This window comes from Hydrogenophaga sp. (assembly GCF_018780075.1).
Taxonomy (GTDB): domain Bacteria; phylum Pseudomonadota; class Gammaproteobacteria; order Burkholderiales; family Burkholderiaceae_C; genus Hydrogenophaga.
Genome location: NZ_JADMKB010000003.1, coordinates 257157 through 279132, shown reverse-complemented (window position 1 = coordinate 279132; position 21976 = coordinate 257157). Strand labels below are relative to the sequence as shown.

The following is a 21976-nucleotide window of genomic DNA, read 5'->3' as shown; positions in this document are numbered from 1 at the left end:
TCAGGTTGGGACCGGCACGGCAGCAAGCCGAGCGACGGTATTGATCATGGCCCTGGCATCGGCAATGCACTGGCCAGCGATATCCATAGCGCTGCCGTGACCCACGCTGGACAGAATCACGTCGGCACCGATTGACAAGGCGCTGGCCTGTTTGGGACTCAACAGCTTGATCGGGATATGGCCCTGGTCATGCAGCATGGCGACATACAAGTCGTGGCGGCGCTCCGCCAGCAGAGTGTCTGCCCCAATAGGGCCATCTACCTGTAGGCCGACGGCGCGCAGGCGTTCGGCGGCCGGCTTGGTGATGCGCTCGTCCGCATCTCCGAACAGGCCGTTTTCACCTGCATGCGGATTGATGCCGAACAGACCGATGGTCGGCGCGTTCATGCCCAGGCGCTGCATGGCGCGCATGCCGGCCAGAGCAGCCTGCACGACCAGTTCAGACGTCAGGCGGTCGAGAGCGTGCTGCACGCTCTCGTGCAGCGTCGCATGCACGATATGCAGGCCGCCGCCCACCAGTAACAAAAATACGCTGTCCTCGGGCTGGCCGCAGACACTTGCCACCAGCGAGGGGTAGCCCGAAAAAGGGATGCCTGCCAGATGCACGGCGGTTTCGTGGTGCGGGCCGGCCACCACCGCATCGAAATCGCCACGCCGGGTGGCGGTGATGGCAGAGCTGGCAGCCGAGATCATGGCCGATCCAGCCTCTGCGCACACCCGTCCAGGCTGGAAGGTCCCGGTCGGCATGGCCGCTGTGAATACCACTGGCGTGGCGGCCAACAGGTCAGTCAGCCCAAGGCACTGCGCCGTCTGCTGAAGTACAACCTGTGGCCCGAACAGCGTCAGGAAAACGTCGGGACGTCCCGCATAGGCTGCGGCTGTCTTGAGCGCAATTTCCGGTCCGATGCCGTTGGGGTCACCCAGCGGCAATGCAATTCGAACAGCCTGTGAGATCACAGCGGGACGGCCAGCAGGGTATCGACGCGGCTGCTGTCGCACACCACAACACGGCTGCGCAGGAGCAGGGCATCGCCCGAAGCGTCGAACTCGTCGTGATAGACGCCGGTGAAGTAGAGGTCGGTGTGCCCATCGTGCATGATGCGGGCCACCATGAAGGGCGTTTCGCAACTGGCTGTTGCAGGCTGCTCGCCAGTGATGAAGGGCAGGCCGACGAGGTGGCGGTAGCTGTGCCGTTCGTAGACGTTGGCGTTGCGCAGTGCCGAAATTCTGTCCTGCAACATGGCGCGGTTGTTGGCCCAGATCAGGCCGGCGGCCAAGCCGTCGCGCTGGTTGTCGGCCGTGGTCACGGTGTATTGGCATTGAGGCAGAAAGAACTCTGGCCAGCTTTCCAGTTGGTTGGTGTCGATGCAGCGGATGTAGGCCGCCTGAAATGCCGCGATCCGCTCGCGCAGTGAAAGAGTGTTGTTCATGTCAGATGCTCCTAGATATCCATGAGGCGGCGATACAGCTTCCAAAAACCGCGCACCGAGGCCTCGGTCACCCGCGACGGGCTCGAAGAGGTGCTGTCACCGCCCATCTCGATAACTGCTTCGTCGTCGCCAGCGGTCGCTATGCCGCGTTGAACAAAGCCACCGACGGCACCGTCTTCCATTGAGACAAAACCGGCTGGCCCGATCAGATTGGCCTGCTTGAGGCGCACTTCACGCTGAGCGGGCGTGTCGTCGGCATAACCGAGGTAGGTCCAGTTCAGGTCGGTTTCTTCCACCCCGCGCGGGAGCACCTGGCGGATGGCAAGGCAGTTCTGGATCTGCTGCAGCACAAAGCCTGGGAAAACCGAGAGGATCTGAAGCGTGATGCCATCCTCGAATTCCTTGAAGCCGGCCAGCAAGGTCGGGTCGGCGAGCTTGTAACCCTCTTGGTCGGAGCGCAGACCCTGCTCCTGGTATTGCTTGCCTGCTTCGGCCTGCGGCGCGTCCACCATCGAATAGCTCACGTGATGGCCACCCGATTCGCTCACGATCACCGCGCCGCGTTGCGACAGGCGGTTGAGGCGAAAGGTGGTGAAGAAAAGATGCAGCAGGCTGGCGTGGTAGCTGTCCTTGACGTTCTCAAAGTAGAGCTTCCAGTTGTTCGGCAGCGCCTGCGTGAAGCGACCGATAACCTCCACCGGCTTGTTCAGCACACGTTCAATGCGCGAGCAGATTTCTGGGCCTAGGTAGTCCTCAATGCTGTCCACCTCGTCGCTGAAGCTGCCGAACACGAGGCCGCAGAAAACAGCGATACGCAGTTTGCGCGGGGAGTGCTTGTCCTTGCAGAAGGAGGGCGGCATGCCGCCGGCACCGTCGAGACCCGCTTCAAAGGCCACACCCTTGAGTGTGCCCTGCAGGTTGTAGGTCCAAGCGTGATAGACGCACTGGAAGTCCTTGGCCGTACCGGATTTCTCTAGACAGATCAACGCGCCGCGGTGGGAGCAACGGTTTTCGAAGGCGTAGATGTCGCCGTCTATGTCGCGTGCCACAACAACGGGTGTTTGGCCGACAAATGTCGTGCGATAGCTGCCTGGCTCGGGAATCTCAGCTTCCAGGCAGAGGTAGTTCCAGGCAGGACCTTCGTAGACGCGTTTCTGTTCCTGTTCAAGAATGTCTTGGCGTTGGTAGACGGCATACGGTACGCGGGTTTGTAGCCCCCGCTCCCATGTGATGGGGTGAGTCTGTTTCATGGTCGCTTCCTTGAGTTTGCTGGTTGATGTGTCGCCGGTCAGTCAACCGTGACGTTGGAATCCTTGATAACCTTGGCCCAGCGTGCAGCTTCTCCGCGAACGAATTGGCTCATCTGTTCTGAGGTGTTGCCCACGGCTTCGGCGCCTTGCTCGGCAAAGCGTTGCTGCACTTCAGGCTGCTTGAGAATGTCGACCAGTGCGCTGTTGAGTTTCGTGACGACGACAGCTGGGGTGCCGGGTGGTGCGACAACGGCGAACCAAGTCACGGCTTGCATGCCGGTGACGCCGACTTCAGCAAAGGTTGGTACTTCTTTGACGATAGATGCGCGCTTGCTGTCCGCGACGGCCAGGATGCGAATCTTGCCGGCTTTGTACAGCGTGCTTGCGGAGCCGAGGTTGTCAAAGAAGACATCCACCTGGCCACCAGCGAGATCGGTCAGTGCGGGTGCCGTGCCTTTGTAGGGAACATGGACCATCTGTGTTCCGGTCAGGGACTGGAACAAGTTGGCAGTCAGGTGCGAGGTTGAGCCATTGCCCTGCGATGCATAAGAAACAGTGCCGGGATTGGCCTTGAGGTAGGTGATGAGCTCGGCCACATTTTTGACCGGTAGCCGGTTGCTGACCGCCAAGACGTTGGGCACGGCTGCCAGTACCGTGACAGGAACCCACTGGCTCGCATCGTAGGTCAGCTTTGCGTACAGGCTGCGATTAATGGCGATGGGTCCCGGTGGGGACACCAGCAATGTGTGCCCATCTGGCTCGGAGCGGGCCACAAACTCGGCACCAATGTTTCCGCCTGCACCAGGTTTGTTCTCCACGATCACGCCAGCCGGGAAACGGGTGCGCAGCTTTTCACTCAGGATGCGCGGTAGAACATCGGCCGTGCCACCTGCCGGGAACGGAACAACTAGACGTAGCAACTTGCTGGGGAATTCGTTGGCTTGCGCGCAGGTCCAGGTGAGAGAGGCGGCTAGCGAGCAGATCCAGATCGTGATTTTTTTCAAAAGTTTTCTCCTCGGGTGGTGGAAGTCCGGCCAAGCCAGACATGTCGTCAAAACGGGGCGTAGTGTGCGTTTGTCGCCCGAGGTTGATATAGTCAAAATTGCGCATATCGCAAAAACGTCAAAATATCTTTGACGCTTGTCAAAGTGATGCCGGTCCCATGAATGCGATTTCTTTCCCCCCGCCAAACCATGAGAAAGACTTGATCGCCGGCCTCGCCAAGGGGCTGAGCCTGATCGAAGCTTTCGACGATGAGCATGCGCGGCTGACCTCGTCTGAGGCAGCTCGTCGGGTCGGTATTAGCCCGGCGGCCGCGCGACGTTGTCTGCTGACACTGTGTCAAGGGGGTTACGCGCGGACCGATGGCAAACGCTTCTGGCTTGATCACGGGGTTCTGCGCTTGGCCTATGCGTATTCGACTTCGACCCGATTGCCTCGCTTGTTGCAGCCCACGCTGGATGCCTTGAGCGAGCGAACCCGAGAATCGGCTTCGGTGGTCGTGCTCCATGGAATGGAAGCAATGGTTGCGGCTCGCTCTACCGCACGCAAGAGTTTGACGGTGGGTCTGGGCGTTGGCTCACGATTGCCGCTGCACTGCTCAGCGACTGGACGTGTGCTATTGAGTTCAAAGTCGGGTGCCGACTTTGAATCACTTTTCAATGCCATGCCGCTGTGTCGGCTGACGCCGCACACTCTCACGGATCCTGTGCGCCTTCGTAAGCTCTTGGTGTCCTGCGCTGATAACGGCTATGCGTTGAGCAACGAAGAGATTGAAGTAGGTGTTCGGTCTATTGCTGTGCCACTCTATAACTTCGGGGGCTCTGTGGTGGGTGCGCTGAGCCTTTCAAGCCGCGCAGACCGCATGACCGCCAGTGAAATGATTGAGCAATTGCTGCCGGCCATGCTTCGTAGTCAGAACTGGGTGCGCTCACGTCTGAGTTGACAAACCCAGCCTGCAGTTTGGCTTGTCCAAGCGAACATCCTCTATCTATACTGCCGTCCCCAACTGTCTGCCCAATTCCCAGGAGACTTGGTTGCCGCGCACAGTCGCTGCGAGATGGTGTCCTAGCCAAGGCTCGATTGCCCCTTTCCAAGGCACCAGGCTGAACCCTATGCTGTCATCGAGCACCGCAAAGCGACCGCTGACCAGCACGACGCTGCGGCGATAGATGCCAGCCACGTGCCGACCGTCGGATACCGGGCGATGCTCCAAGCCGGTCTTTGCTGCAATGTCCTGTGCAGCCTTTGCCAACTCGCGTCCGCGTAACGTCGCCAACAGATTGGGAGCCAAAATCACCCGCTGCCCGCGTTGCTCAGCCAGCCCCTGTTCGGCCAGAAAATCAACCCGTTGCTGCAGCGCAGCCTTGACCTCGGCACCAAAGCCCAGGTCACCCAGCCCCCTGCCACTGCTGATCAACCGCTGATCAAGCCAGGTGGAGCCGATCACTCGGGCCTGCCGCTCAATCGTAAGGTGTGATTTCAGATCCACCGCCACACCACCGCCAAGACGTTGCGCGTCGTACTGACGGCCTCGCTCAGCAAGGTCGCCCGGCACGCGCCAGACGCCTTCAGCCTCGCGCTCCACGATGCCGGCACGGCGCAGGGCTTCGAGCCGGCGCACATGCGCCGCCACCACCTCACGCGGATCACGGTTGGGCGTGGCCTGACCTTGCGCGACGGCCAGATGGTGATCGGTGCGGTACACGCCATCAACGGCCAGCGCTGTGATGTTCCGGTCGGCGACTCGCACGTCGACCGAGCCTTTCACCTCCACCACGGCGCCGGTTGGATATTGCTCCAGCTCCGAGAGCGACGGCAGCGCGACGTAGTGCGCCTTGCCGTCGATCCCGTCGACGATCAGGTAGCCCTTGTCATGCAGCTCGTCGGCCAGTCCCTTACCGACGACGCGGCCGACGATGGCGCGGCCATCCTCGCCGGGTTGGAACACGGCCAGCTCGCGCTGCCGGCCGCTCATGGCACGCTGCATAGTGCGGATGATGTCGCCACGCTCGCCCATGGCTCGCAACGTGGACTCGGCGACGGCGTGAATGGCCCACATGCCGGGCTGCTTTTCGGTCGCCAGGCCCATGCGCTGCAAGTGCTGCAGGCGGCCGATCAGCATCTGTCGCTGGCGTAGCAGCCGGGGTGCGGCCAGTGTCTCCGGCAGCACCAGGCCGTCCTTGACCTCGCGCTGCAAGGTGCGGTCCAACCCCGTCCATCGCTCCTGGTCGACTTCACACTGCATAGCACGCTGGATTTCCAGCTCGGTGCGCGGCCCCAGCCACTCGGTTGCCAGTTCAGCGGCCCGACGGCGCATCCCCTCGGCGATGTAGTCGCGGGAAATGATGAGGTCTTTGCCAGTGTCGTCCTTGCCGCGCAGGACGACGTGCGTGTGTGGGTTGTCGGTGTTCCAGTGATCTACTGCCACCCATTCCAACCGGGTGCCCATGTCGGACTCAATGCGCGCCATCAGGTGCCGGGTATAGGTGCGCAGATCGTCGAGTTGTTCGGCATCTTCCGGTGAAACGATGAAGCGAAATTGGTGCCGATCCTCGCGCCCGCGCTCCTCGAAAGCAGCGGTATCCGCCGCGTCGGTGGTCGTACCATAGGCGTGGCCCGGACCGCCTTGGCGATCCACCCCTTCGCGTTCGATGTAGCGCAGGTGCGCGGCGGTCGACCGCAGCCCAGCCTTGGACAGATTGACCAGCCGAGCCTTGATCGTCACGCGCCGGGCATTGGGCATGAGCGAAGCTCCGGCAAAACGGGCTGCGACGTGGCCGCGCCCCAACCTGGAGCCGGGCCGCTGGCTGGCTTTCCCAATCGTCTTGCCGAGCTTTGCGCCGGCCTTGTTGGTCTCGCGCAGCACCTTGTTGATGAAGGCTGCGCCTCGCTGTTTCGGAGCACCGGGCCGCACTCTGAAGCGGACATCGTCTGGATTGCTCATGCTGTGTCTCCATCCAAGAGCAGCGCAGCCGGGCGAACGAAGCACGCGTCTTCGCCAATGCCGCCGCGGCATTGCGCGCTGTCGCGGCACGCTCCCGCTCCCAGGCGCGTGCCGCGCCAACCCCACGTGCAGACAGGGTTTTCAAGCGGCCGGGTGCCGCGACCTTTTATCTTGCCCTGCATCTTTCTCAGTGCACCTGTGCCGTCCACCGGGCCGGCGGGCACGGTGAGGCGATGCACCGGCGGCTGCGGCGACAGCCGTCGCGCAGCCGTCATGGCTGGGACTCCAGCCACAGCGGGTGCGCAGTGCCGATGACATCGGTGCTGAGCACCGGCCCGAAATAGCGACTGTCGAACGACGCCGGATTTGTTGCGCTGAGCAGGAACACTTCGCCAGACCGCAAGCGGCGGCACTGCGGCCAGCCGTGCAGAGGGCGACCCAGGCGGTCCGCGCGCAACGTGGTGGTCACGAAGTTGCCGTCGATGCGCAAGGTCTGACCAATGATGCACACGCGCTGTGGTGCCACGGCGCCCACGCGTTTGAGCAGCGGCAACTTCAGCGGCAGGTAGCCGCGCTGCGCGGCCAGCGCAGCGGTGTGGGCAGGTAGGCGCACAAGCACGATGCTGCCGATCTGCAGCGGTGCTGGCTCAGGTGTGGTGCCCGACGTTGGCTGTTGCACCGTCAGATCGACGCGGTACCAGCCTACCGGCACGCTGTCCGACGGGTTGTAGACCAGGCGTGGCAAGGGCTTGGCGAACGAGGCCCAGGCTAGGGCAGCCAATGCGACGGTCGCTGCGCTGCCGAGGACAAGGACGGAAGCTCGCGAGCTGCTCATGGCAAGTCCCTCGCGGCCCGCGTGGCGGCATGGCGGTCGGCGCTGTATGCGGGCAGTTGAAGTGGAGCGACCGAAGGGCCAGAGGTCCAGGCCGCAAGACGGTTGCCAAGCGTGCCCCAGTACGCGGTGGCGACGGTGCAGACATCGACGCCTTGTGCCTCGATGACGTCTATCTGTTGCAACACGGCGCGTACCTTGAGTTCGCCTTCAACGTTCAGCAATAGGCGCGCCCCGGGGCGAACGCCGGGCAGGCGCTGCAAGGTTTCCAGTGGGGTGCCGGCCTGAAGCACCATCAACTGCCACAGCGTTGTGCCGTGGTCGTTGGCCTGCCAGCGCACGCGGCAGAAGATGGCAGACGGATTGAAGATTGCGCAGCGACGCCAGTGGTCGAGTTGCAAGGTGCGTTCGGGCTGCCCAAAGCGCAGAAAGAGGTTGAACCGCTGGTGGACATAGGCCAGCGAGACACGTGTCAGCGGCGGAGTTCCAGCCGGGCTGTGTTGCAGCGCAAGAGGGCGCGGCAGCGGCGAATGCGCTGCGCTGGGCGAAACCGTGCCATCGGGCGTGGTGTGCATGTTCATGGGGATGTCTCCGAACGGGATTCCGGGAATTCGCGCTCCAGCAGGGCGCGCAGCAGATCGGCCACGGTGGTGCCCTGGGTGAACGCCGAGACCTTGATGCGCGCGCGCATGGCGGGTGTGATGTCCAGCGTCAGGCGGGCGGTGAACAGATCGCTTTTCTGCAGGGTTTCGACATCACCCTGGCGAACCCAGGCCTCGGCCTGCGGGTTGGCGGGCGGGCGCACGCCGATGGCGATGCGTTTGCCGCGCGGCGCGCGTTCTTCCGTCATGACGGCCACCTCAGCAGTTCATCGACCAGGGCGGCTACCTCGCGTGCGGCAGCGCTGTCGGGTGCGGTTTCGCAGGCCAGCCGGCCAGCGGCCACGCTGTCGGCGAATACGATGCGTTGGTGAATCTCCGAGCGCAGTGCTGGCAGTGGCTGATCGGCCAGCGCCTGGCGCGCTTCGCGGCCGATGACGGTGGTGCTGACGCGGCGGTTGATGACAAACGCCGCGCGCAGCGCCGGGCGAAACACCTGGGCTTCGCGGATCAGCGCCACCATCTCGGCGCTGGCCCACAGGTCGTAGGGGCTGGGCTGCACCGGGATGACCACACGGTCGGCCGCCAGCAACGCGGAGCGCGCCAGCGCCGCGATGCGCGGCGGGCCGTCGATGACGACGTGATCAACCCGCCGGGCCAGCTCGGGCGCTTCCTGGTGCAGGGTCTCGCGGGCCAGGCCCACGGCGCTGAACAGCCGGGGCAGGCCCTGCTGGCTGCGGCGTTGGGTCCAGTCGAGGGCAGAGCCCTGCGGGTCCGCATCGAGCAGCACCACCTGATGACCGCGCAAAGCGAGTTCGCCCGCGATGTGGGTGGCCAGCGTGGTCTTGCCCACGCCACCTTTCTGGTTGAGCAGGGCAAGGATCACGGCGTGGTCCCTTCCGCTCGAAGCGTGGCGGCGACAGCCTGCCGGTCGGTACTTGTCCACCGAAACGGCGCGCTCTCACCACCAGTTAGATGAATTGGGTTAGGTACGTTACGGCAGACGACAACCCGCGCCGCCGTTGGGCTGGCGGCTGATCGGCACGCCTGATGGCACGATGGAGGCACGCCGGATAGCACGAGGCGGGACACGCCCGATGGCACGAGCCCGTCCACAGGCCATGAACCGCTTATCCCCGTGCCGTGGATGACACCGGCCGGAAGGTCAGCACCTCGGCACCCGTGCCAGGCATGCGCACGATGCCCAGGCGGTAGCCGGGCATGGACTGCCGAGCCACCAGGGCGCGCAGGTCGCAGGCAAAGTCGTGCGGCTTGGCGGTGCTGCCGGACTTGCGGTGCAGGTGCTTGAAGTCGAACTGCCAGCCACCGGGCTGGTGGCCGCCGTGTTTGCGCACCAGGCGGTAGAGCCAGCGCTCGATGCCGCCGGTGAGGTCGAAATAGGCCGGGTCGATGGTGAGCACCAGGGCCGCGTCCAGCACACCCGCATAGAACCAGTCCGGCAGGATCAGCTCGATGCCCAGCGGCGTGCCGCGGGCATCGGCCAGCTCCTTCCATTCGTTGATCCAGGAAAAGCGGTGCAGTCGCCGCCCGGTCGTTTCGCGGATGGAGGTGGCCACGGTGGTGGACTGCAGGCGATCCAGCGCGGCCTTGAGGCGCTGGTAGTCGCGCAGTGACACACCGCGTCCGATGAAGCGCAGGATCTCGTAGGGCCGCGCGCGCATCAGCCGCGAGGTCGTGATGCCCGCATCGCGCGCCTCCACGATCTGGCTGGCCGCCCATATGAGGATGTCGGCATCCCAGATGGTGGCGAGGCCATGTTCCTGCGTGCCTTCCACCCGGATGGCGACGTTGCCGCTGCGAAAGTCGATGGGTTTGGTTCGCCTCGATTTGGCCAGCGAGAAGAAGGGGTAGGCCATCAGGTCCTGGCTGTCGCGCGGTGCCATGTCGCCCGGCAGCGCTCGGAACAGGTCGAGCTGTTCCGCAGGGCGCTGTGGCGCAGGTGAGGACATCAGCAACAGGCGGCGAAGAGGGCGCGAAGCGCCCCTCAGCGCGCACGGCTGTCGGCCGAGTGGTGCTCGGCGTACTCTGGGTCGGACGTCGCTTCGAAGCTGCGCTGGTCGGCCCAGGTGTCGAGGTCGGTGACGGCGTACATGACGCGCCGGCCGAACTTCCGGAAACGCGGGCCGCCGCCGATGACGCGTTGTTTTTCCAGGGTGCGGGGAGACAGGCGCAGGTAGTCGGCGGCCTCGTCGTTGGTGAGGTAGCGCGGCGGCTGTGGCTTGGCAGCCGCCTGTGCGGTGCCTTGCGGCGGGTGAGCGGGTGCGGCAGCAGGCCGCAGGGGAGCGGGTCGCATGAGAGGCGCCTCCATCGGTCAGGAAGGGCCGGCTGCGGGGTTGCAGCCGGGTGGAGGCAGTCTCAGGAAATGCGGGCGTTCTGCTCAGGGACGATCTGGGGTGGGGCGGTTTCGTCCCTGCTGGGTTGCGGACAGCGGGCCGAGCCCGGCCAGCTCGCGGTAGCCACCATTCACCAGCGCGCGGCCACGCTGCACCAGGCGGCGCACGCGGGCGCGCAAGGCGCTGTCGGCGTGCCAGTCGGCCGCGACATCCGTAGCGCCGAACAGGCCCTCTGCGATCTCGCGCAGCGAGGCGCCGTCCTGGCTGGCATCGAGGGCCTGTAGGGTGTGTAGCGTTTGAAGTGCAGCAGGACAGGGGCGCGGCTGCGTCGTGGCCAGCGGTTCAGCCTGGCAGGCGGCAGTCAGTTGGTCAAGTTCGGCTGCCATGTCGCGGTAGCGTGAGCCTGGGGCGCGGCAGGCGCGCACTGCAAAGGCGTGCGGCATGCCGTCTTGCAGGTCGGGCGCCAGCACCATGCGTGCGCAGCAACCCGGCCAGCGCGCGGCGAGCACGAGGCCTTGGCCATCGTGCTGCAAGGCCTTGCGGCCGGGCAGGCGCCAGAACTCGAAGGGGCAGTCATCAGGCCCAGCGTTGTCGTCGGGCACCACGCGGATGGCGTGAGCCCGGGTGTTGAGCCAGTGGGGCAGCGCCTCACGCGCATCCAGCGTGGGGTCCTCCAGCGTGCGCAGGCCCCAGGGCCGCGCTGCGCCGGCGTCAGTTGCCTGCATGCGCCAGGCCAACCGGTAGCCGGGGTGGCGTCGCAGGTACTCCCAGGCCAGTGCCGCTGCGTCGAGATGAAGCGCGTAGAGGTAGGCCGCGCTGGCGTGCCAGGGCGGCGGTTGTGCGGCCTGTGGCTGGCCGTCGGCATGGTCTGCCATGGTGCGAATCCCCTGTTCTTGTGCAGGAACGTCGCATCGGTCGGCGGCGGCTACCAGGGCCGTCGGTCAGCCATCCGGTTGGGGGCAGGGCGGCGACATGGCATCCGAAGGTTGCCGGACTCCTGGTGAGCGCGTACGAGGCGACGGCGACGTGGCCTCAATGCCATCGTGGCGAGGCCGACCATGGCGTGGCGCAGCGGATTCGTCATGACCGTTTGGGTCTGAATGAAGACGGCGAAAGCGTGGTGGCGACATTCAGACCGTCCCGGTCTGACGTGTGGAGGCGCTGAGCACTCAGTCCGTGATCGAGCCGTTGTCCTGTGCCAGCCGCAGGTACTCTGACATCGGCCGCATGGCATGAAAGTGCAGGTCGCGTCGCACTGGTAGCTGGTCGGGACCGACGATGGCTGCGAGGTCCGACAGCCTGATGGTGCCCAGCTCGGGCATACCGATGCCCACGTCGCACAGACCCCAGGCGGTGTCGCCGTCGGCAGGATTCAGGGCGGCGAGCAGCCAGGTCGCGTGTGCGTCTGGCGTGAACAGGCGCACCACAGGCCACAGGTCGGCCTGCGCGTCAGCGGCGCGGGCATGGCCGTTGGCCAGCAACTGCGCACGCTGCTCGTCGGTGATGAGAGGTTCAGCCGGCATGGTCAGAGTGCGTGGCGCTGTGCGGAAACACGCGTTGCATCAGAAGCACGGAGTCGCGAAGCCGCTTTCGTGTCTGCCCGTAAAGGCGCACAGCCGCCTTTGCAGAAAAACACGCTTGCACGAAGGCTGAAAGTCGGCATGGCGTGAATGCTCGAATGAGCCAATGTGGCTTTGAGTTTTTACGTGGATACACGATTGTTACGCAAAAGCACGGAAGCACCCATGAGTGGATTCACCGAATCGGCCGCGCAAACCGCTCATGAGTTAAAGATAACGTGGTTTTAATTCTCTCCAAACGGAACGCTTCTGTCCATGCAGAAGCGCCCCATTCAGGCTGGCCGTCCGGCCGGCGCCACCACCTTCGATGCCGAACTGGCGCAAGCCTTCGGCGCAGCGGTGCGTGCGCTGCGCTCGGGGCAGGGCATGGCCCAGGAGGCGCTGGCGCACCGGGCAGGCATCGAGCGCTCGCACATGGGCAAGATTGAGCGTGGCGAGCACATCCCCTCGCTGCCGCTGATCTTCAAGATCGCGGCAGCGCTGGAATGCGGCGCGACCGACCTGATGGCCGCGACCGAAGCCCAACTGGGTTCGACCGCGGCCTGATGCTGCAGGCTTGGCCTGCAGCATCGATCCCGCCTGGACGACGGGATCGAACCTGCCGTCAGGCCGTGGGCTTGCTGCGCGACCAGATCAGGTTGTGCGTGCCGTCTTCTTCTTCGATCAGGCGGGCGTAGATGGTCGCCGGGAACGAGGGGTCGTCCAGCGTCACCGAGAGGTAGGGGCGTTCGGACTGGCTGACCTTCTTCCAGGCGGCGCCGATGTCGTAACCGGTGCCGGCCTGGATGCGGTAGTCGGGGGCGTTCTCGCTGCCCTTGTCGTTGCGAACGAACTTGACCTTGACGTTGAGCGTGAGGGTGCGAACGGTGCCGATGAAGCCGTCGTTCTGAGCGGTGAAGGTGCCGATGTTGGCCATGATGATTTCCTTTCGGGTTGCCAAGGTCGCGCCCATCGCGTCCTTGTTGTGATCCGTCAGGCGGGGGACGGGCGGGCCGCACCCTGCAGCGAAGCGAAGGGGCCGCAACGGCGTGGAGGACCGGCAGGCACGGGAAATTTGCCTCGCGAGGAATCCGCGCAGCGGAGGGGAAATTTCTTGGGCCGTACGGTTGCGGCCATCAAGCCCGAGGCGCAGCCGTGACCCCGCCAGGATTCACGACAAGACAAGGACGCCTGGGACGCACCTTTCCCGAAAGGCCTCATGGCCGAGCACGTTCACCATGCTTGCGTTGAGACCTCAGCGGCCACCACCATTGCGTCATCAGTCAGAGTCGCAACAACGTTAGAAGCCCTTGCGGCATCCACCCGGCGCCTCGCACCGTGCGCCGCCTGCCAGGTCAACCAGGGCAGTGCCCACACCTTGCGGTCTTCGACACCCCCCACCGATCTGCCCGCCAGCGTGGGGGAAGAGGGCACACCAGGCAACCCAGCGCAGCGAGCTGAGGCGTAGTACCCGGCTCGCACGGCGGGGTGATGCAGGGCCGGAGTCGAAGCACGAACGCATCCGGCCCGCTCAGGCAAGCGCAGCGCGCAGGCGTGAAGGATCGAAGCCGAAGGGCGGTGACGGCTATGACGGCACGGGGCGCAGCCCGAGAGCCTGGCGGCGCTGGGCGCCGACACGCCCACCCAGACGCACCACAGCCCAGGTCACATGAAGAAGCTACCCTGGTCCGAATAGCCCATAGGGTCGATCTCCAGTTGAGCCAGCCAGGGCTGGACCGCTCGCTTGCAGGAAAAGTCCTCACCGCCGTCCTGAATCCAGGCGCCGAGACGGCGCTCCACCCACGCGTGAGCATGGGCGTCGCCATCGCGTAAACCATTGAATCGGTCGGGCTCAATGCCCTCATGCCGCGGATCGAGCACCACGTTGATCGACAGTTCATCGCCGCTTATGGCATCCACACTGGCCACGGCCATATGGCCACCCTCAAGGTCGAAGCGGTAGATGTGCCGCTTGCAAAGCTGGCTGTGCGGATTGCCGCCGGGCCACCAGTTGTCGCTGGGCTCCAGGCCGAACAGTCGCTGCTCCAGCCCCGCATTGATGGCAGCGACCATCAGGTTGCGCCAGCCCGTCCACCGTGCACTTCGCTTTTTGCTCAGGGGGAAGTTGCGGAACGGCGAGTACGAGTGCTCGAACTCGGGGACCAGACGCAGATCCCCTGTGGCGTTGTAGCCCAGCTCCTGGAGTCGCCGCACCATGCGCGCATTGCTGGGCTTGGGCACCTCGACGGTCGTTCGACCGGCGAGAGCAGCGCGTAGCGCCGCATGCGTCTTGAAGCCGAGCGCCGACGCAAGGGCTTCACTGAGATGAGCGGACGAGACACCGCTGACGCGGTGCTGGGCACTGTGCTTGAGATTGCGCACGGCCGCAGCGGAGACGAAGAATGTCGAATCAGACATGCCAAATTCCTTTGTGCATGGTCGATGACTGCCGATTACGCACCGACCGGAGGAATGGACACGGTCTGCGATCAGAGAAGGGAAGCGAGAAACGTCGTTTAACCCGGCAGCAGGTTCAGCGTGACGCGGCTGTCTCGGCATTCTATGCGCTGATGCCAATCGCGTGGGCACCAGTGCTCGTGCAAGCACTTGCGCGCCGCCACGCCGCCGCCTGATCGAAGGCGGCGGTGTGGCGTTTTTCTGAGACCCCGTTCAGCCCATGCGGCGCGCACCCAAGTCGGAAGCTACAAGGCCCCGGGCGGCAAGCGCCGGGGCCTTGCAGGGCTTTGCGGACCTGCCTGCGTCAATCGTCAGATGCTTCCGCCTCTGTGTGCTTCACTGATTCTGGCACCTCGCGACCGAACACGGCCGGCATCCAGCCGCTGCCCTCGGCCAGTCGCTCGGCCTCCAGCGCAATCTCGGCCTTCTTGAGCTTGGACAGACGGGGCACCTCATTCGGCGCGAACTGCGCCACCGCGTTCAGGATGGCTGCCTTGGGCACGTGCTGGAAATAGCTGTCGGCCGTGGGCTTCCACCAAGCGGCCATGTCTAGGCGCAGCGCCTGCGCCAGTTCAGCGCCGGGCTGACTGGCGGTCGCGCGGGACGTCACCACGTCCACCGCTGGGGCGGTGCACAGCGCCAGCAGTTGCACCAGTTCATCCTGGGACTTGTCCAGCAGTACGGCTAACAGCTCGCCCGGTTCCTGCGGCAGACGTTCGGCCCATGCCTGACGAAGTTCGCGCAGCGCGAGCGCGGCGGGCGACTCGGGCCAGTCGGGTGCCAGGTCTTCCAGGCGATCACGCAGGCTCATGCGCAAGCCCAGGGGTAGGGCGTTGCGATAGCCGCCCTGCAGGGCCTGCTGCACCAGAGCGTGCACCAGCGCAGCCAGCGCCGCCTGCGGCTGGCGCGCGAACTCGATCTGCAGGGCTGCGGTGCGGTGGGCGCTCAGGCGCTGCGCCAGCCGGTCGGACAGGTGTTCTGCGCCGTGCGGCGCATCGCCCGTGGTTGATCCGTCCGAATTGCTGCCATCGTCGCCAGGGGTCCGGCCGCTGACGGCGCGTTGCCGCGCAGCGTCCAGCGCGCGCAGCACCTTGGCTTCGGCGTCGCGCAACAGTCTCCGGTGAATCAGGGGCTGCCCCTCGCGATCCAGCGTGACGATGGCCCCGGCCATGGCCCGGACCTCGGGCGCATGGCCGCTCAACTGGGACTGCACGGCTTCCAGTTCGGTCGCCAGGGCCTCGTGGCGCTGGTGCAGGGTTTCGGCCTTGTCCTCGTCGTCCGCGTCGTAGGCTTCTTCGAGCGCGGCATCGGTGCGGGTGATGCGGCCTTGCAGCACCTCCATGCGCCGCACCTCGCGCGCCGTGGGTTCGCGGCGCGTGCGCGGTGCGTTCTGGAACGCCTGCCGCTCGGCGGGGCTCAGGTGCGGCACCGCCTCCACCCAGGCCCAGCCCTCGGCGTGCACAGGTTCGGCCAGCGCCTCCAGCTTCTCGCGCACCAGCCGTTCCAGCAGCGCGGCATCGGTCAGGGTGGTTCCGGTGTCCTCGTCGTCGGCGAACAGGTCGCGGCGAATGCCACCCCCGGCGGCGGTGTAGGCATTCAGGCCGACGAAGTGCACCAGGGCATGGTCGGCGCCGATTTCCCGCTCAGTCAGGCGCTGGCGCAGCGCTGCCGGGCTGCGCTGCCATTCGGGTGCTTCATAGAACGCGGCCTCCTGGGCGACGTGGTCGTCGGTCACAGCCAGCGCCATCAGCTGCTCCAGGCTGAGGGCGTCGGCGCGGTAGTCGGCCATCAGGCGGGGCGAGACATTGGCGAGCTTGAGGCGGCGCTGCACCACCAGGGGCGTGACGCCGAAGTCGGCCGCGATGTCTTCCACCGGGCGCCCCTCGGCCACCAGGGCAGCGAAGGCTTCGAACTGGTCGGCCGGCTGCATGGCCTCGCGCTGCACGTTCTCGGTCAGGCTGGCGGTGCGAGCGCTGCTGTCGGCCACCAGAAGGCAAGGCACCTCCCAATCCTTGGCGATGCGGCGCTTCTTGGCCAGCAGCTTGAGGGCGGCGCAGCGGCGGCCTCCGGCCACCACCTCGTAGTGCTCTCCGTCCGATGCCAGGGTGACGGTGAGGTTCTGCAGCAGGCCCACGCGCTCGATGCTGGCGGCCAGCGCCTCGATGGATGGGCCCGCCGTCTTGCGCACGTTGCGGCGCGACGGGCGCAGCCGCGACAGCGGCACGAGCAGCATTTGCTGCGAGGGCTGGGCGGGCACCTGCGGTGCGGGGGTGGCGTGCAGGGCCTGGACTTCGGGATGGGTGAGTGCGTTCATGGTGAAACTCCTGTGGGTGCATGAGGAAAGCGAGACGGTGCGCGGCGGTAGGGCCAAGCCCCGCGCGCCGCGCGCGGGGGGATGAAAAGGGATCAGCCCTTGAGCTGGCGCAGGCCATCGGCCAGCAGCCACAGGGCGCGGTTCAGTCGCAGGTTCTGGTCGATGCCCTGCACGGGGCGGGTGCTCTGGCGGCGCCCGTTGGCGCTTCGGCCGGTCAGTCCGCCTTTGATCAGGTTTTCCTGGGTGCGGTTGAACACGCTCCACAGGTCGCGCCGGTCGTCGTCGTGGCGACGTGGCATCAGGATTTGCGATTCGGTGACGGGCGGTGCCTTGTCGGCGTCGTCGTACTTGAGAGCCAGCGCGGCGCGCGCGAACACCTCGGATTCGCCCGTGTCCGGCGCCACGGCCTGCATGGCCTCGCGCGACTCTTGCGCCTGCCCGAAGCCCTGCAGCACCGTGTAGGCGCCTTCGATCACCTGCGCGGCCACGTCGCCCTTGTGCGGCACGCGCACGTCGGCCACGGTGTCGCCGCACACCAGACCGTTCTGGCACACGAAACGGAACATGCCGGCCAGCATCTGGTAGCTGCTGGTGCCGTCGTGCGAGTTCAGCAGGATGATTTCGTTGGCCTCGCGACCGTTGATCTGGCTGGCGTGGCGAAGCCGGATCAGGTGCTTGGTGAACTCGCGCCGGTCGTCCTGGCGCACGCGGGTCTGGCACACCATGAAAGGCTGGAAGCCCTCGCCGCGCAGTTCCTGCAGCACGGTGGCGGTGGGGATGTAGCTGTAGCGCTCGGAGCGGCTGCCGTGCGGCGCCTCGGCAAAGATGGATGGCGCCACGGCGCGGATCTGTTCATCCGACAGCGGAGTTTCGGAACGCAGCACCGGCGAACGTGGTGCAAAGCGGGAAGCAAGTTGCATGATCTTTCTCCAAATGAAGCTGGCTGTTGAAAACCCCCACCGGATTCCTAGATTCGGAGCCCTCTTCGGGTCTTCCGGTGGGGTCGGCGCAGAGACCTGGGCCGGCCCCTTCGCCACCGTCTTTCCTGAGTTCATCGCCCGCGACCAAAGGAGCGCGCCACCCGGTGCCGTCAAGGAGGCAAGCGCCAGGTCTGGTGCGGCCCGCAGGCGCAGCCGAGGACACGGCCTGGCGCGCCTTGACGGCACCGGGCGGCGGGCTACGGTCGCGCAAGTGGTGATGGACGAGGGAAGAGGGCGCCAATGGCCCTCGGCCGCTGGTGGCGCCGACCCCACGCAAGCGCAGTGCGCAGGCCCGGACGCAAGGCCGGGCCGAAGGCGTCAGCCGACCGGAGGGAAGGAAACGATGGAAGCCCGCCAGGGGCGAGACGGCGGGACCGCAGGGCCTGTGGGCTCGATGCGCAGCACGACAGCGCGGCCGGCCAACCCCCAATGGCCGGAGACGCCCAGTGACCGCGATGGCTCTACGATGACGGCATGGCCGAGAAAGACACCGCCCACTCCGACGACCCACTGGATCAGATGCTCACCCGCTCCGATGCGCTGATGGAGCGACTGACCGAGCTGCTCGACGACGCCGATTTCGATGGTTCTCCGCGAGGCGAAGCAGCCCTGGGCATGTGCGTGGTGGCCATGGAGCACGCGACAGCGCTGCGCGCCCTGATGGCCCTGGGCCTGCCGACCTCGGCGGTTAGCCTGATGCGCCTGCAGTTCGAGGCACTGACCCGGGCCATGTGGCTGATCTATGCCGCCAGCGATACGGCCATCGAGAAGCTGTCGGCGCCGCTTACCATCGAAACCGAACAGGCCGCCAAGAACCTGCCCAGTGCAAAGGAAATGATCGATCAGATCGGCAAGCGGGTCGGGCAGGGCGTGCCCGCTGCGGCCCACGGGATGCTGACCCAGTTCAAGGACATGTCCTGGAACGCCATGAACTCCTTCGTGCACGGCGGCATCCACCCGCTGCGACGCAGCGCCGATGGTTTCCCCGTGCACCTGGCCCTGCAGGTGCTGCGCAACTCCAATGGTCTGAGCACCATGACCGGCATGACGATGGCCGTGCTCACTGGCGACGAATCCATCGTCCAGCCGATGAGCAAGATCCAGCCGGTGTTCGCCGATTGCCTGCCGGATCTGCTGAAACCCTGAAAACCAGGGCGTTCGCTACGCCCTGGTGGCTGGTCAGACGACGATGCGTCCGGCCAGCCGTGCATCCCGTGTGTAAGTGCTCAGGCGCTTCTCGGCTCGAAAGTGCAGGTCGCGCTCAACCGGCAACCCGAGCCTGCCGCGCACCGTCGCCAGCTCCCGCATACTGATCCAGCCCAGTTCGGGCGCCCCAAGGCCGAGATCGCACAGGCCGAAAGCATGGTCATGATCGTCCGGGTCGATCTCAGTGAGCAGCCAGGTCGCGCCAGCGTCGGGCGTGAACAACTTGACCACGGGTGCCGGGTCGAAGTCAGGGTTTCGCAGCGTCTCGCGGCCGTTGGCCAGCAGCAGCACGCGCTGCTCGTCGGTGATGAGTACGTTCATGGTGAACTCCAGAAGGAATGCCGGGCGGGATTGCCCGCAGCCTCCGGGTCACGGCGCAGCGCAGCGGTCAAGGTTCGTAGACGGCCGCCCAGGCCGCCAGCGCATCGCAGATGCGCGCCGACCTTGACGGCGAGAACGGCGTGGCACGCTGGGTGCAATAGCAAGCCAGCCAAACCTCACTTACTTGATCCCCTGGAAGGGCAGTGTGCGTTCAGGGAGTCTGCGGTTCCAGGCGGCTCAACGAATCAGGCGAGGCACACTTGCCGCGCGCGTCCTCAACCAGGTCTCCATCGGACTTCGTCCCCAGCGCGCCCACTTTTGCAGCAATGCGCGATTCCATTGATGTTCGCGGAGCCACCACCAGAATGACGCAGCCGTCGCAAACCACTTCGTGGTCGTCTGATGCCTGCACGCGGAATTTCGCGCTCCGCTCCCCCAGCCGTTCGACCCATCCCCTCAGCTTCAGGGTTGATCCCGGCGGGATCGGTCCCTTGTGCTCCAACTCGATCGTCCGGCCCACCACGACCTCCGAGTCGGCATCCACGTGCCGCTGCATTTCGCGGATGCAGATGGATTCGACGACGGCGACCAGATACCCGGTCGCCAAGCATTCGATCAGCCGCTGTGCGTAGTCACCTCCATGCGGGAGCCGGGAGAACAGCGCCCGGGCCGTCTGCTCGGGCGGCACGCTGTAGGTTTCTTCAAAGGAGATTTCGCTGATGCCTTGGTGGTTCATGGGATGGGGAAATGGGTTGATGACGCGCATTCGCTCCGAAACCCCGCGTTAAAGCGGGGTGACAGGAACAGCGTTCGATCCTCGTTCGGATGCATCGCGTCTTCAACCCAGTCAGGCGTTTTCCAGCGTAGGTGAGTTGATGCCCGCGACAAACACTCCCATCCTTCAAAAGGCCATCTGCCGGCTACGGCCCACCGCAGCTTTTCGTCACATGGAACTTCAGTGGCCGGCATTGGTTGTCTCATGTCCATGACCGCTGCCGCGCAGGACTTCCGTTCCTCTCAACTCCAATCGTTTTTCGAACGTGAAGCGCCAAATTTGGCACGTCATTCGTGATCACGTCTCGACAGTCGTTGAGCGTTGCGAATCCATGTATGGAGCGGCTGATCTCGTAACAGGGCTGGGTGCTGACGTTCGGCCGTGCCCAGCTCCCGGAGCCCCAGCGAAAACTCGACAGGTGGAAGCACATGGCATCATGAAGTTCGACGCTGGCGAAAGCATGGAACCCCTTGGAGCGCGCGATGAGTTCGATACCTGAACGGGAACAGCTCTACACCGAGGTTTGGTCTGTTCCCATGATTCATCTCGGCAAGCGCTACGGCCTGTCAGGTCCGGGACTTCGACAGGTGTGCGTAAAGCTGGGCATCCCGATACCGGCGAGAGGCCACTGGGCCAGGCTTGCTGCTGGCCACAATGTCCCCAAACCTTCTCTTCCTCCCGTCGCCACCGTTGTTGCAAACGAGGTTGTTGAGCGTCGGCATCTGAAGGGCACGAAGCGTTCCAGGGAGACATCGTTTGAACAGAATCCAGAAACAGATCGAAGTGAAATGCCGCTGCCATCACCTGAGCGATCTGATGCGATGCAGCCGTTGGCACTTCACCCTCTGATCCGAGCCTTGCTTCCCAAATACGAAAAAGAGGCAGCGGAAGCACTTCAGCGAAAAGCGAAGCACGATTGGGAAGATGCGTATCCAGGACGACAGTATCGAGGTGTCGCACCGCCCTTCTATAGCTGGAAACACTTCTGTGACCGCGGTCAGATCCTTGCTGCGACCCACAGAAAGACAGCGATCCGGGTCTCGCTCATGACCTATAAGCGGGCACTGCGTTTGATGAGCTCGCTGGTCGAAGAGCTTGAAAAATCCCGCTTTCAGCTCACGTTCGCCGATCAAATGGAGCGCTTGATCGCCAAGCGAGGCGAGGCACACATCAGCATCAGGTTGACCGAGAAACTTGACGCCGGTACCCGTTTTGACAGGATCAACTCGTACACGCGTGAAAAGGAATACGTGAAGACGTTGGCTCCGACAGGACGCCTTAGCCTCAGCATCGAGCAGATGGGCCTTGGAGAGACGACTTTGAATGACACGTCCACGACGACTTTGGAGACCAGGTGGCCCGAGATTCTTTCTGCCGCCGAATTCCGCCACCGTGGCTCTCTGGAAGCTGTGGCCAGATGGGGGAGGCAGCGCGAGCAACAAGAAGAAGCGGCTCGCCGCCGGGCTGAGGAGCAACGGGTCAGGGAAGATGCTCAGCAGAGAGATGCTGCAGAGAAGGCCCGGCGAGATGCGCTGCTGCGTGAGGCACAGAGCTGGCAGTCGTCACAGCTGCTCCTGAGCTATGTGGCGCACTTGGAGGGGCTTCGAGACGCATCCGGCAAGGCCAGTGATGACTTTGATGTTTGGCGTGAATGGGTTCTCGGCGTTGCCGCCAGCCTTGATCCGAGCAGCACAAGACTTGCTGCACCCTGAACCTCGAAGCGAGCCCCATCGGCCCTCGAATCTATAGCAGCGAGCGGGACAGCCACCCGGCTGAACGTCGTGTCTGCAGCCGCCTTAGAACCGGCCTCGATGACGCTCGTTTTCGGCTGGACAGAGTCGTTCGAAGCGCCCGTCCCGATAGGTTGCGACATTCGTTACCGGACATTCGACGACCGTCGTTCCTATGACCGCAACGCATCCAAAGCCCGTGAGCTCGATGTTTTGTGGTTGC

General features: G+C 64.8%; 23 protein-coding genes. 4 read left to right on the top strand and 19 right to left on the bottom strand.

The window, feature by feature from the left end; genetic code table 11:
• Genes IV088_RS01525 through IV088_RS01510 form a run of 4 tightly spaced genes read right to left on the bottom strand, consistent with a single transcriptional unit; the run spans position 1 to position 3684 of the window.
• Positions 1–957, bottom strand: a complete 957-nt coding sequence (locus IV088_RS01525; RefSeq protein WP_291096919.1) for a 4-hydroxythreonine-4-phosphate dehydrogenase PdxA — start codon at positions 955–957, stop codon at positions 1–3.
• A complete protein-coding gene (locus IV088_RS01520) occupies positions 954–1430 on the bottom strand; it encodes an aromatic-ring-hydroxylating dioxygenase subunit beta (RefSeq protein ID WP_291096917.1) in 477 nt (158 codons plus the stop codon). Before IV088_RS01520 ends, IV088_RS01525 begins: the two co-directional genes overlap by 4 nt.
• Positions 1431–1441: 11 nt before the next feature.
• Positions 1442–2680 carry an aromatic ring-hydroxylating dioxygenase subunit alpha gene (locus IV088_RS01515; protein WP_291096914.1) on the bottom strand — a complete coding sequence of 413 codons (1239 nt, stop codon included), beginning with the start codon at positions 2678–2680 and terminating at the stop codon, positions 1442–1444.
• Positions 2681–2718: 38 nt separating this feature from the next.
• A complete protein-coding gene (locus IV088_RS01510) occupies positions 2719–3684 on the bottom strand; it encodes a tripartite tricarboxylate transporter substrate binding protein (protein WP_291096912.1) in 966 nt (321 codons plus the stop codon).
• A gap of 158 nt (positions 3685–3842) precedes the next feature.
• Between IV088_RS01510 and IV088_RS01505 the strand changes: the two genes are divergently transcribed.
• Positions 3843–4625, top strand: coding sequence for an IclR family transcriptional regulator C-terminal domain-containing protein (locus IV088_RS01505; RefSeq protein ID WP_291096910.1), 783 nt, complete (start codon positions 3843–3845; stop codon positions 4623–4625).
• 45 nt (positions 4626–4670) lie between these two features.
• On the opposite strand, the gene IV088_RS01500 is transcribed toward IV088_RS01505, so the two are convergent.
• From IV088_RS01500 to IV088_RS01460, 9 genes are all read right to left on the bottom strand, one after another.
• Entirely contained in the window at positions 4671–6626 is a 1956-nt protein-coding gene (locus tag IV088_RS01500; protein WP_291096908.1) for a relaxase/mobilization nuclease and DUF3363 domain-containing protein, read from the bottom strand.
• Positions 6627–6897: 271 nt separating this feature from the next.
• Positions 6898–7461 (bottom strand): S26 family signal peptidase, encoded by a 564-nt coding sequence (locus IV088_RS01495; protein ID WP_291096906.1) that lies wholly within the window; start codon positions 7459–7461, stop codon positions 6898–6900.
• Positions 7458–8039: a DUF2840 domain-containing protein gene (locus IV088_RS01490; RefSeq protein ID WP_291096904.1), complete on the bottom strand. Its 582-nt coding sequence runs from the start codon at positions 8037–8039 to the stop codon at positions 7458–7460. The genes IV088_RS01495 and IV088_RS01490 overlap by 4 nt, the downstream gene beginning before the upstream one ends.
• Positions 8036–8308 carry a chromosome partitioning protein ParB gene (locus IV088_RS01485; RefSeq protein WP_291096902.1) on the bottom strand — a complete coding sequence of 91 codons (273 nt, stop codon included), beginning with the start codon at positions 8306–8308 and terminating at the stop codon, positions 8036–8038. Before IV088_RS01485 ends, IV088_RS01490 begins: the two co-directional genes overlap by 4 nt.
• A complete protein-coding gene (gene parA, locus IV088_RS01480) occupies positions 8305–8943 on the bottom strand; it encodes a ParA family partition ATPase (protein WP_291096900.1) in 639 nt (212 codons plus the stop codon). Before parA ends, IV088_RS01485 begins: the two co-directional genes overlap by 4 nt.
• Before the next feature lie 244 nt (positions 8944–9187).
• Positions 9188–10027 (bottom strand): replication initiator protein A, encoded by an 840-nt coding sequence (locus IV088_RS01475; RefSeq protein WP_291096898.1) that lies wholly within the window; start codon positions 10025–10027, stop codon positions 9188–9190.
• A 35-nt stretch (positions 10028–10062) separates the two neighbouring features.
• Positions 10063–10371 carry a helix-turn-helix domain-containing protein gene (locus IV088_RS01470; RefSeq protein WP_291096896.1) on the bottom strand — a complete coding sequence of 103 codons (309 nt, stop codon included), beginning with the start codon at positions 10369–10371 and terminating at the stop codon, positions 10063–10065.
• A gap of 84 nt (positions 10372–10455) precedes the next feature.
• A complete protein-coding gene (locus tag IV088_RS01465; protein WP_291096895.1) occupies positions 10456–11286 on the bottom strand; it encodes a DUF2285 domain-containing protein in 831 nt (276 codons plus the stop codon).
• 294 nt (positions 11287–11580) lie between these two features.
• Positions 11581–11934 carry a DUF2958 domain-containing protein gene (locus IV088_RS01460; protein ID WP_291096892.1) on the bottom strand — a complete coding sequence of 118 codons (354 nt, stop codon included), beginning with the start codon at positions 11932–11934 and terminating at the stop codon, positions 11581–11583.
• A gap of 312 nt (positions 11935–12246) precedes the next feature.
• Here IV088_RS01460 and IV088_RS01455 point away from each other — a divergent pair, with 312 nt between their 5' ends.
• Complete coding sequence (locus IV088_RS01455; protein ID WP_291096890.1) at positions 12247–12537, top strand: helix-turn-helix transcriptional regulator; 291 nt, start codon at positions 12247–12249, stop codon at positions 12535–12537.
• 58 nt (positions 12538–12595) lie between these two features.
• Here the strand turns inward: IV088_RS01455 and IV088_RS01450 are convergent, their stop codons facing one another.
• The 4 genes from IV088_RS01450 to IV088_RS01435 all read right to left on the bottom strand — a co-directional run bounded on the left by IV088_RS01450 (position 12596) and on the right by IV088_RS01435 (position 17661).
• Positions 12596–12907 carry a DUF736 domain-containing protein gene (locus tag IV088_RS01450; protein ID WP_086920778.1) on the bottom strand — a complete coding sequence of 104 codons (312 nt, stop codon included), beginning with the start codon at positions 12905–12907 and terminating at the stop codon, positions 12596–12598.
• 728 nt (positions 12908–13635) lie between these two features.
• Entirely contained in the window at positions 13636–14388 is a 753-nt protein-coding gene (locus tag IV088_RS01445; protein WP_291096885.1) for a hypothetical protein, read from the bottom strand.
• 343 nt (positions 14389–14731) lie between these two features.
• On the bottom strand, positions 14732–16741 hold the full coding sequence (locus IV088_RS01440) for a ParB N-terminal domain-containing protein (RefSeq protein WP_291096883.1): 2010 nt from the start codon (positions 16739–16741) through the stop codon (positions 14732–14734).
• A gap of 92 nt (positions 16742–16833) precedes the next feature.
• Positions 16834–17661 carry a DUF932 domain-containing protein gene (locus tag IV088_RS01435; protein ID WP_291096881.1) on the bottom strand — a complete coding sequence of 276 codons (828 nt, stop codon included), beginning with the start codon at positions 17659–17661 and terminating at the stop codon, positions 16834–16836.
• Between the two features lie 534 nt (positions 17662–18195).
• On the opposite strand from IV088_RS01435, the gene IV088_RS01430 reads away from it, so the two are divergent.
• Positions 18196–18867, top strand: a complete 672-nt coding sequence (locus IV088_RS01430) for a hypothetical protein (protein ID WP_291096879.1) — start codon at positions 18196–18198, stop codon at positions 18865–18867.
• A 33-nt stretch (positions 18868–18900) separates the two neighbouring features.
• On the opposite strand, the gene IV088_RS01425 is transcribed toward IV088_RS01430, so the two are convergent.
• Positions 18901–19248, bottom strand: coding sequence for a DUF2958 domain-containing protein (locus IV088_RS01425; RefSeq protein WP_291096877.1), 348 nt, complete (start codon positions 19246–19248; stop codon positions 18901–18903).
• A gap of 211 nt (positions 19249–19459) precedes the next feature.
• On the bottom strand, positions 19460–19984 hold the full coding sequence (locus tag IV088_RS01420; RefSeq protein WP_291096875.1) for a hotdog domain-containing protein: 525 nt from the start codon (positions 19982–19984) through the stop codon (positions 19460–19462).
• A 521-nt stretch (positions 19985–20505) separates the two neighbouring features.
• Here IV088_RS01420 and IV088_RS01415 point away from each other — a divergent pair.
• A complete protein-coding gene (locus tag IV088_RS01415) occupies positions 20506–21735 on the top strand; it encodes a hypothetical protein (RefSeq protein ID WP_291096873.1) in 1230 nt (409 codons plus the stop codon).
• Positions 21736–21976 lie beyond the last annotated feature (241 nt).

Bases quoted from the DNA above. Each gene is read 5' to 3' on its own strand.
- IV088_RS01495 (WP_291096906.1), bottom strand. From the start codon at position 7,461: ATGAGCAGCTCGCGAGCTTCCGTCCTTGTCCTCGGCAGCGCAGCGACC.
- IV088_RS01470 (WP_291096896.1), bottom strand. From the start codon at position 10,371: ATGCGACCCGCTCCCCTGCGGCCTGCTGCCGCACCCGCTCACCCGCCG.
- IV088_RS01420 (WP_291096875.1), bottom strand. From the start codon at position 19,984: ATGAACCACCAAGGCATCAGCGAAATCTCCTTTGAAGAAACCTACAGC.
- IV088_RS01485 (WP_291096902.1), bottom strand. From the start codon at position 8,308: ATGACGGAAGAACGCGCGCCGCGCGGCAAACGCATCGCCATCGGCGTG.
- IV088_RS01425 (WP_291096877.1), bottom strand. From the start codon at position 19,248: ATGAACGTACTCATCACCGACGAGCAGCGCGTGCTGCTGCTGGCCAAC.
- IV088_RS01450 (WP_086920778.1), bottom strand. From the start codon at position 12,907: ATGGCCAACATCGGCACCTTCACCGCTCAGAACGACGGCTTCATCGGC.
- IV088_RS01445 (WP_291096885.1), bottom strand. From the start codon at position 14,388: ATGTCTGATTCGACATTCTTCGTCTCCGCTGCGGCCGTGCGCAATCTC.
- IV088_RS01515 (WP_291096914.1), bottom strand. From the start codon at position 2,680: ATGAAACAGACTCACCCCATCACATGGGAGCGGGGGCTACAAACCCGC.
- IV088_RS01465 (WP_291096895.1), bottom strand. From the start codon at position 11,286: ATGGCAGACCATGCCGACGGCCAGCCACAGGCCGCACAACCGCCGCCC.
- IV088_RS01435 (WP_291096881.1), bottom strand. From the start codon at position 17,661: ATGCAACTTGCTTCCCGCTTTGCACCACGTTCGCCGGTGCTGCGTTCC.
- IV088_RS01520 (WP_291096917.1), bottom strand. From the start codon at position 1,430: ATGAACAACACTCTTTCACTGCGCGAGCGGATCGCGGCATTTCAGGCG.
- IV088_RS01490 (WP_291096904.1), bottom strand. From the start codon at position 8,039: ATGAACATGCACACCACGCCCGATGGCACGGTTTCGCCCAGCGCAGCG.
- IV088_RS01460 (WP_291096892.1), bottom strand. From the start codon at position 11,934: ATGCCGGCTGAACCTCTCATCACCGACGAGCAGCGTGCGCAGTTGCTG.
- IV088_RS01455 (WP_291096890.1), top strand. From the start codon at position 12,247: ATGCAGAAGCGCCCCATTCAGGCTGGCCGTCCGGCCGGCGCCACCACC.
- IV088_RS01415 (WP_291096873.1), top strand. From the start codon at position 20,506: ATGAGTTCGATACCTGAACGGGAACAGCTCTACACCGAGGTTTGGTCT.
- IV088_RS01430 (WP_291096879.1), top strand. From the start codon at position 18,196: ATGGCCGAGAAAGACACCGCCCACTCCGACGACCCACTGGATCAGATG.
- IV088_RS01505 (WP_291096910.1), top strand. From the start codon at position 3,843: ATGAATGCGATTTCTTTCCCCCCGCCAAACCATGAGAAAGACTTGATC.
- IV088_RS01440 (WP_291096883.1), bottom strand. From the start codon at position 16,741: ATGAACGCACTCACCCATCCCGAAGTCCAGGCCCTGCACGCCACCCCC.
- IV088_RS01500 (WP_291096908.1), bottom strand. From the start codon at position 6,626: ATGAGCAATCCAGACGATGTCCGCTTCAGAGTGCGGCCCGGTGCTCCG.
- IV088_RS01475 (WP_291096898.1), bottom strand. From the start codon at position 10,027: ATGTCCTCACCTGCGCCACAGCGCCCTGCGGAACAGCTCGACCTGTTC.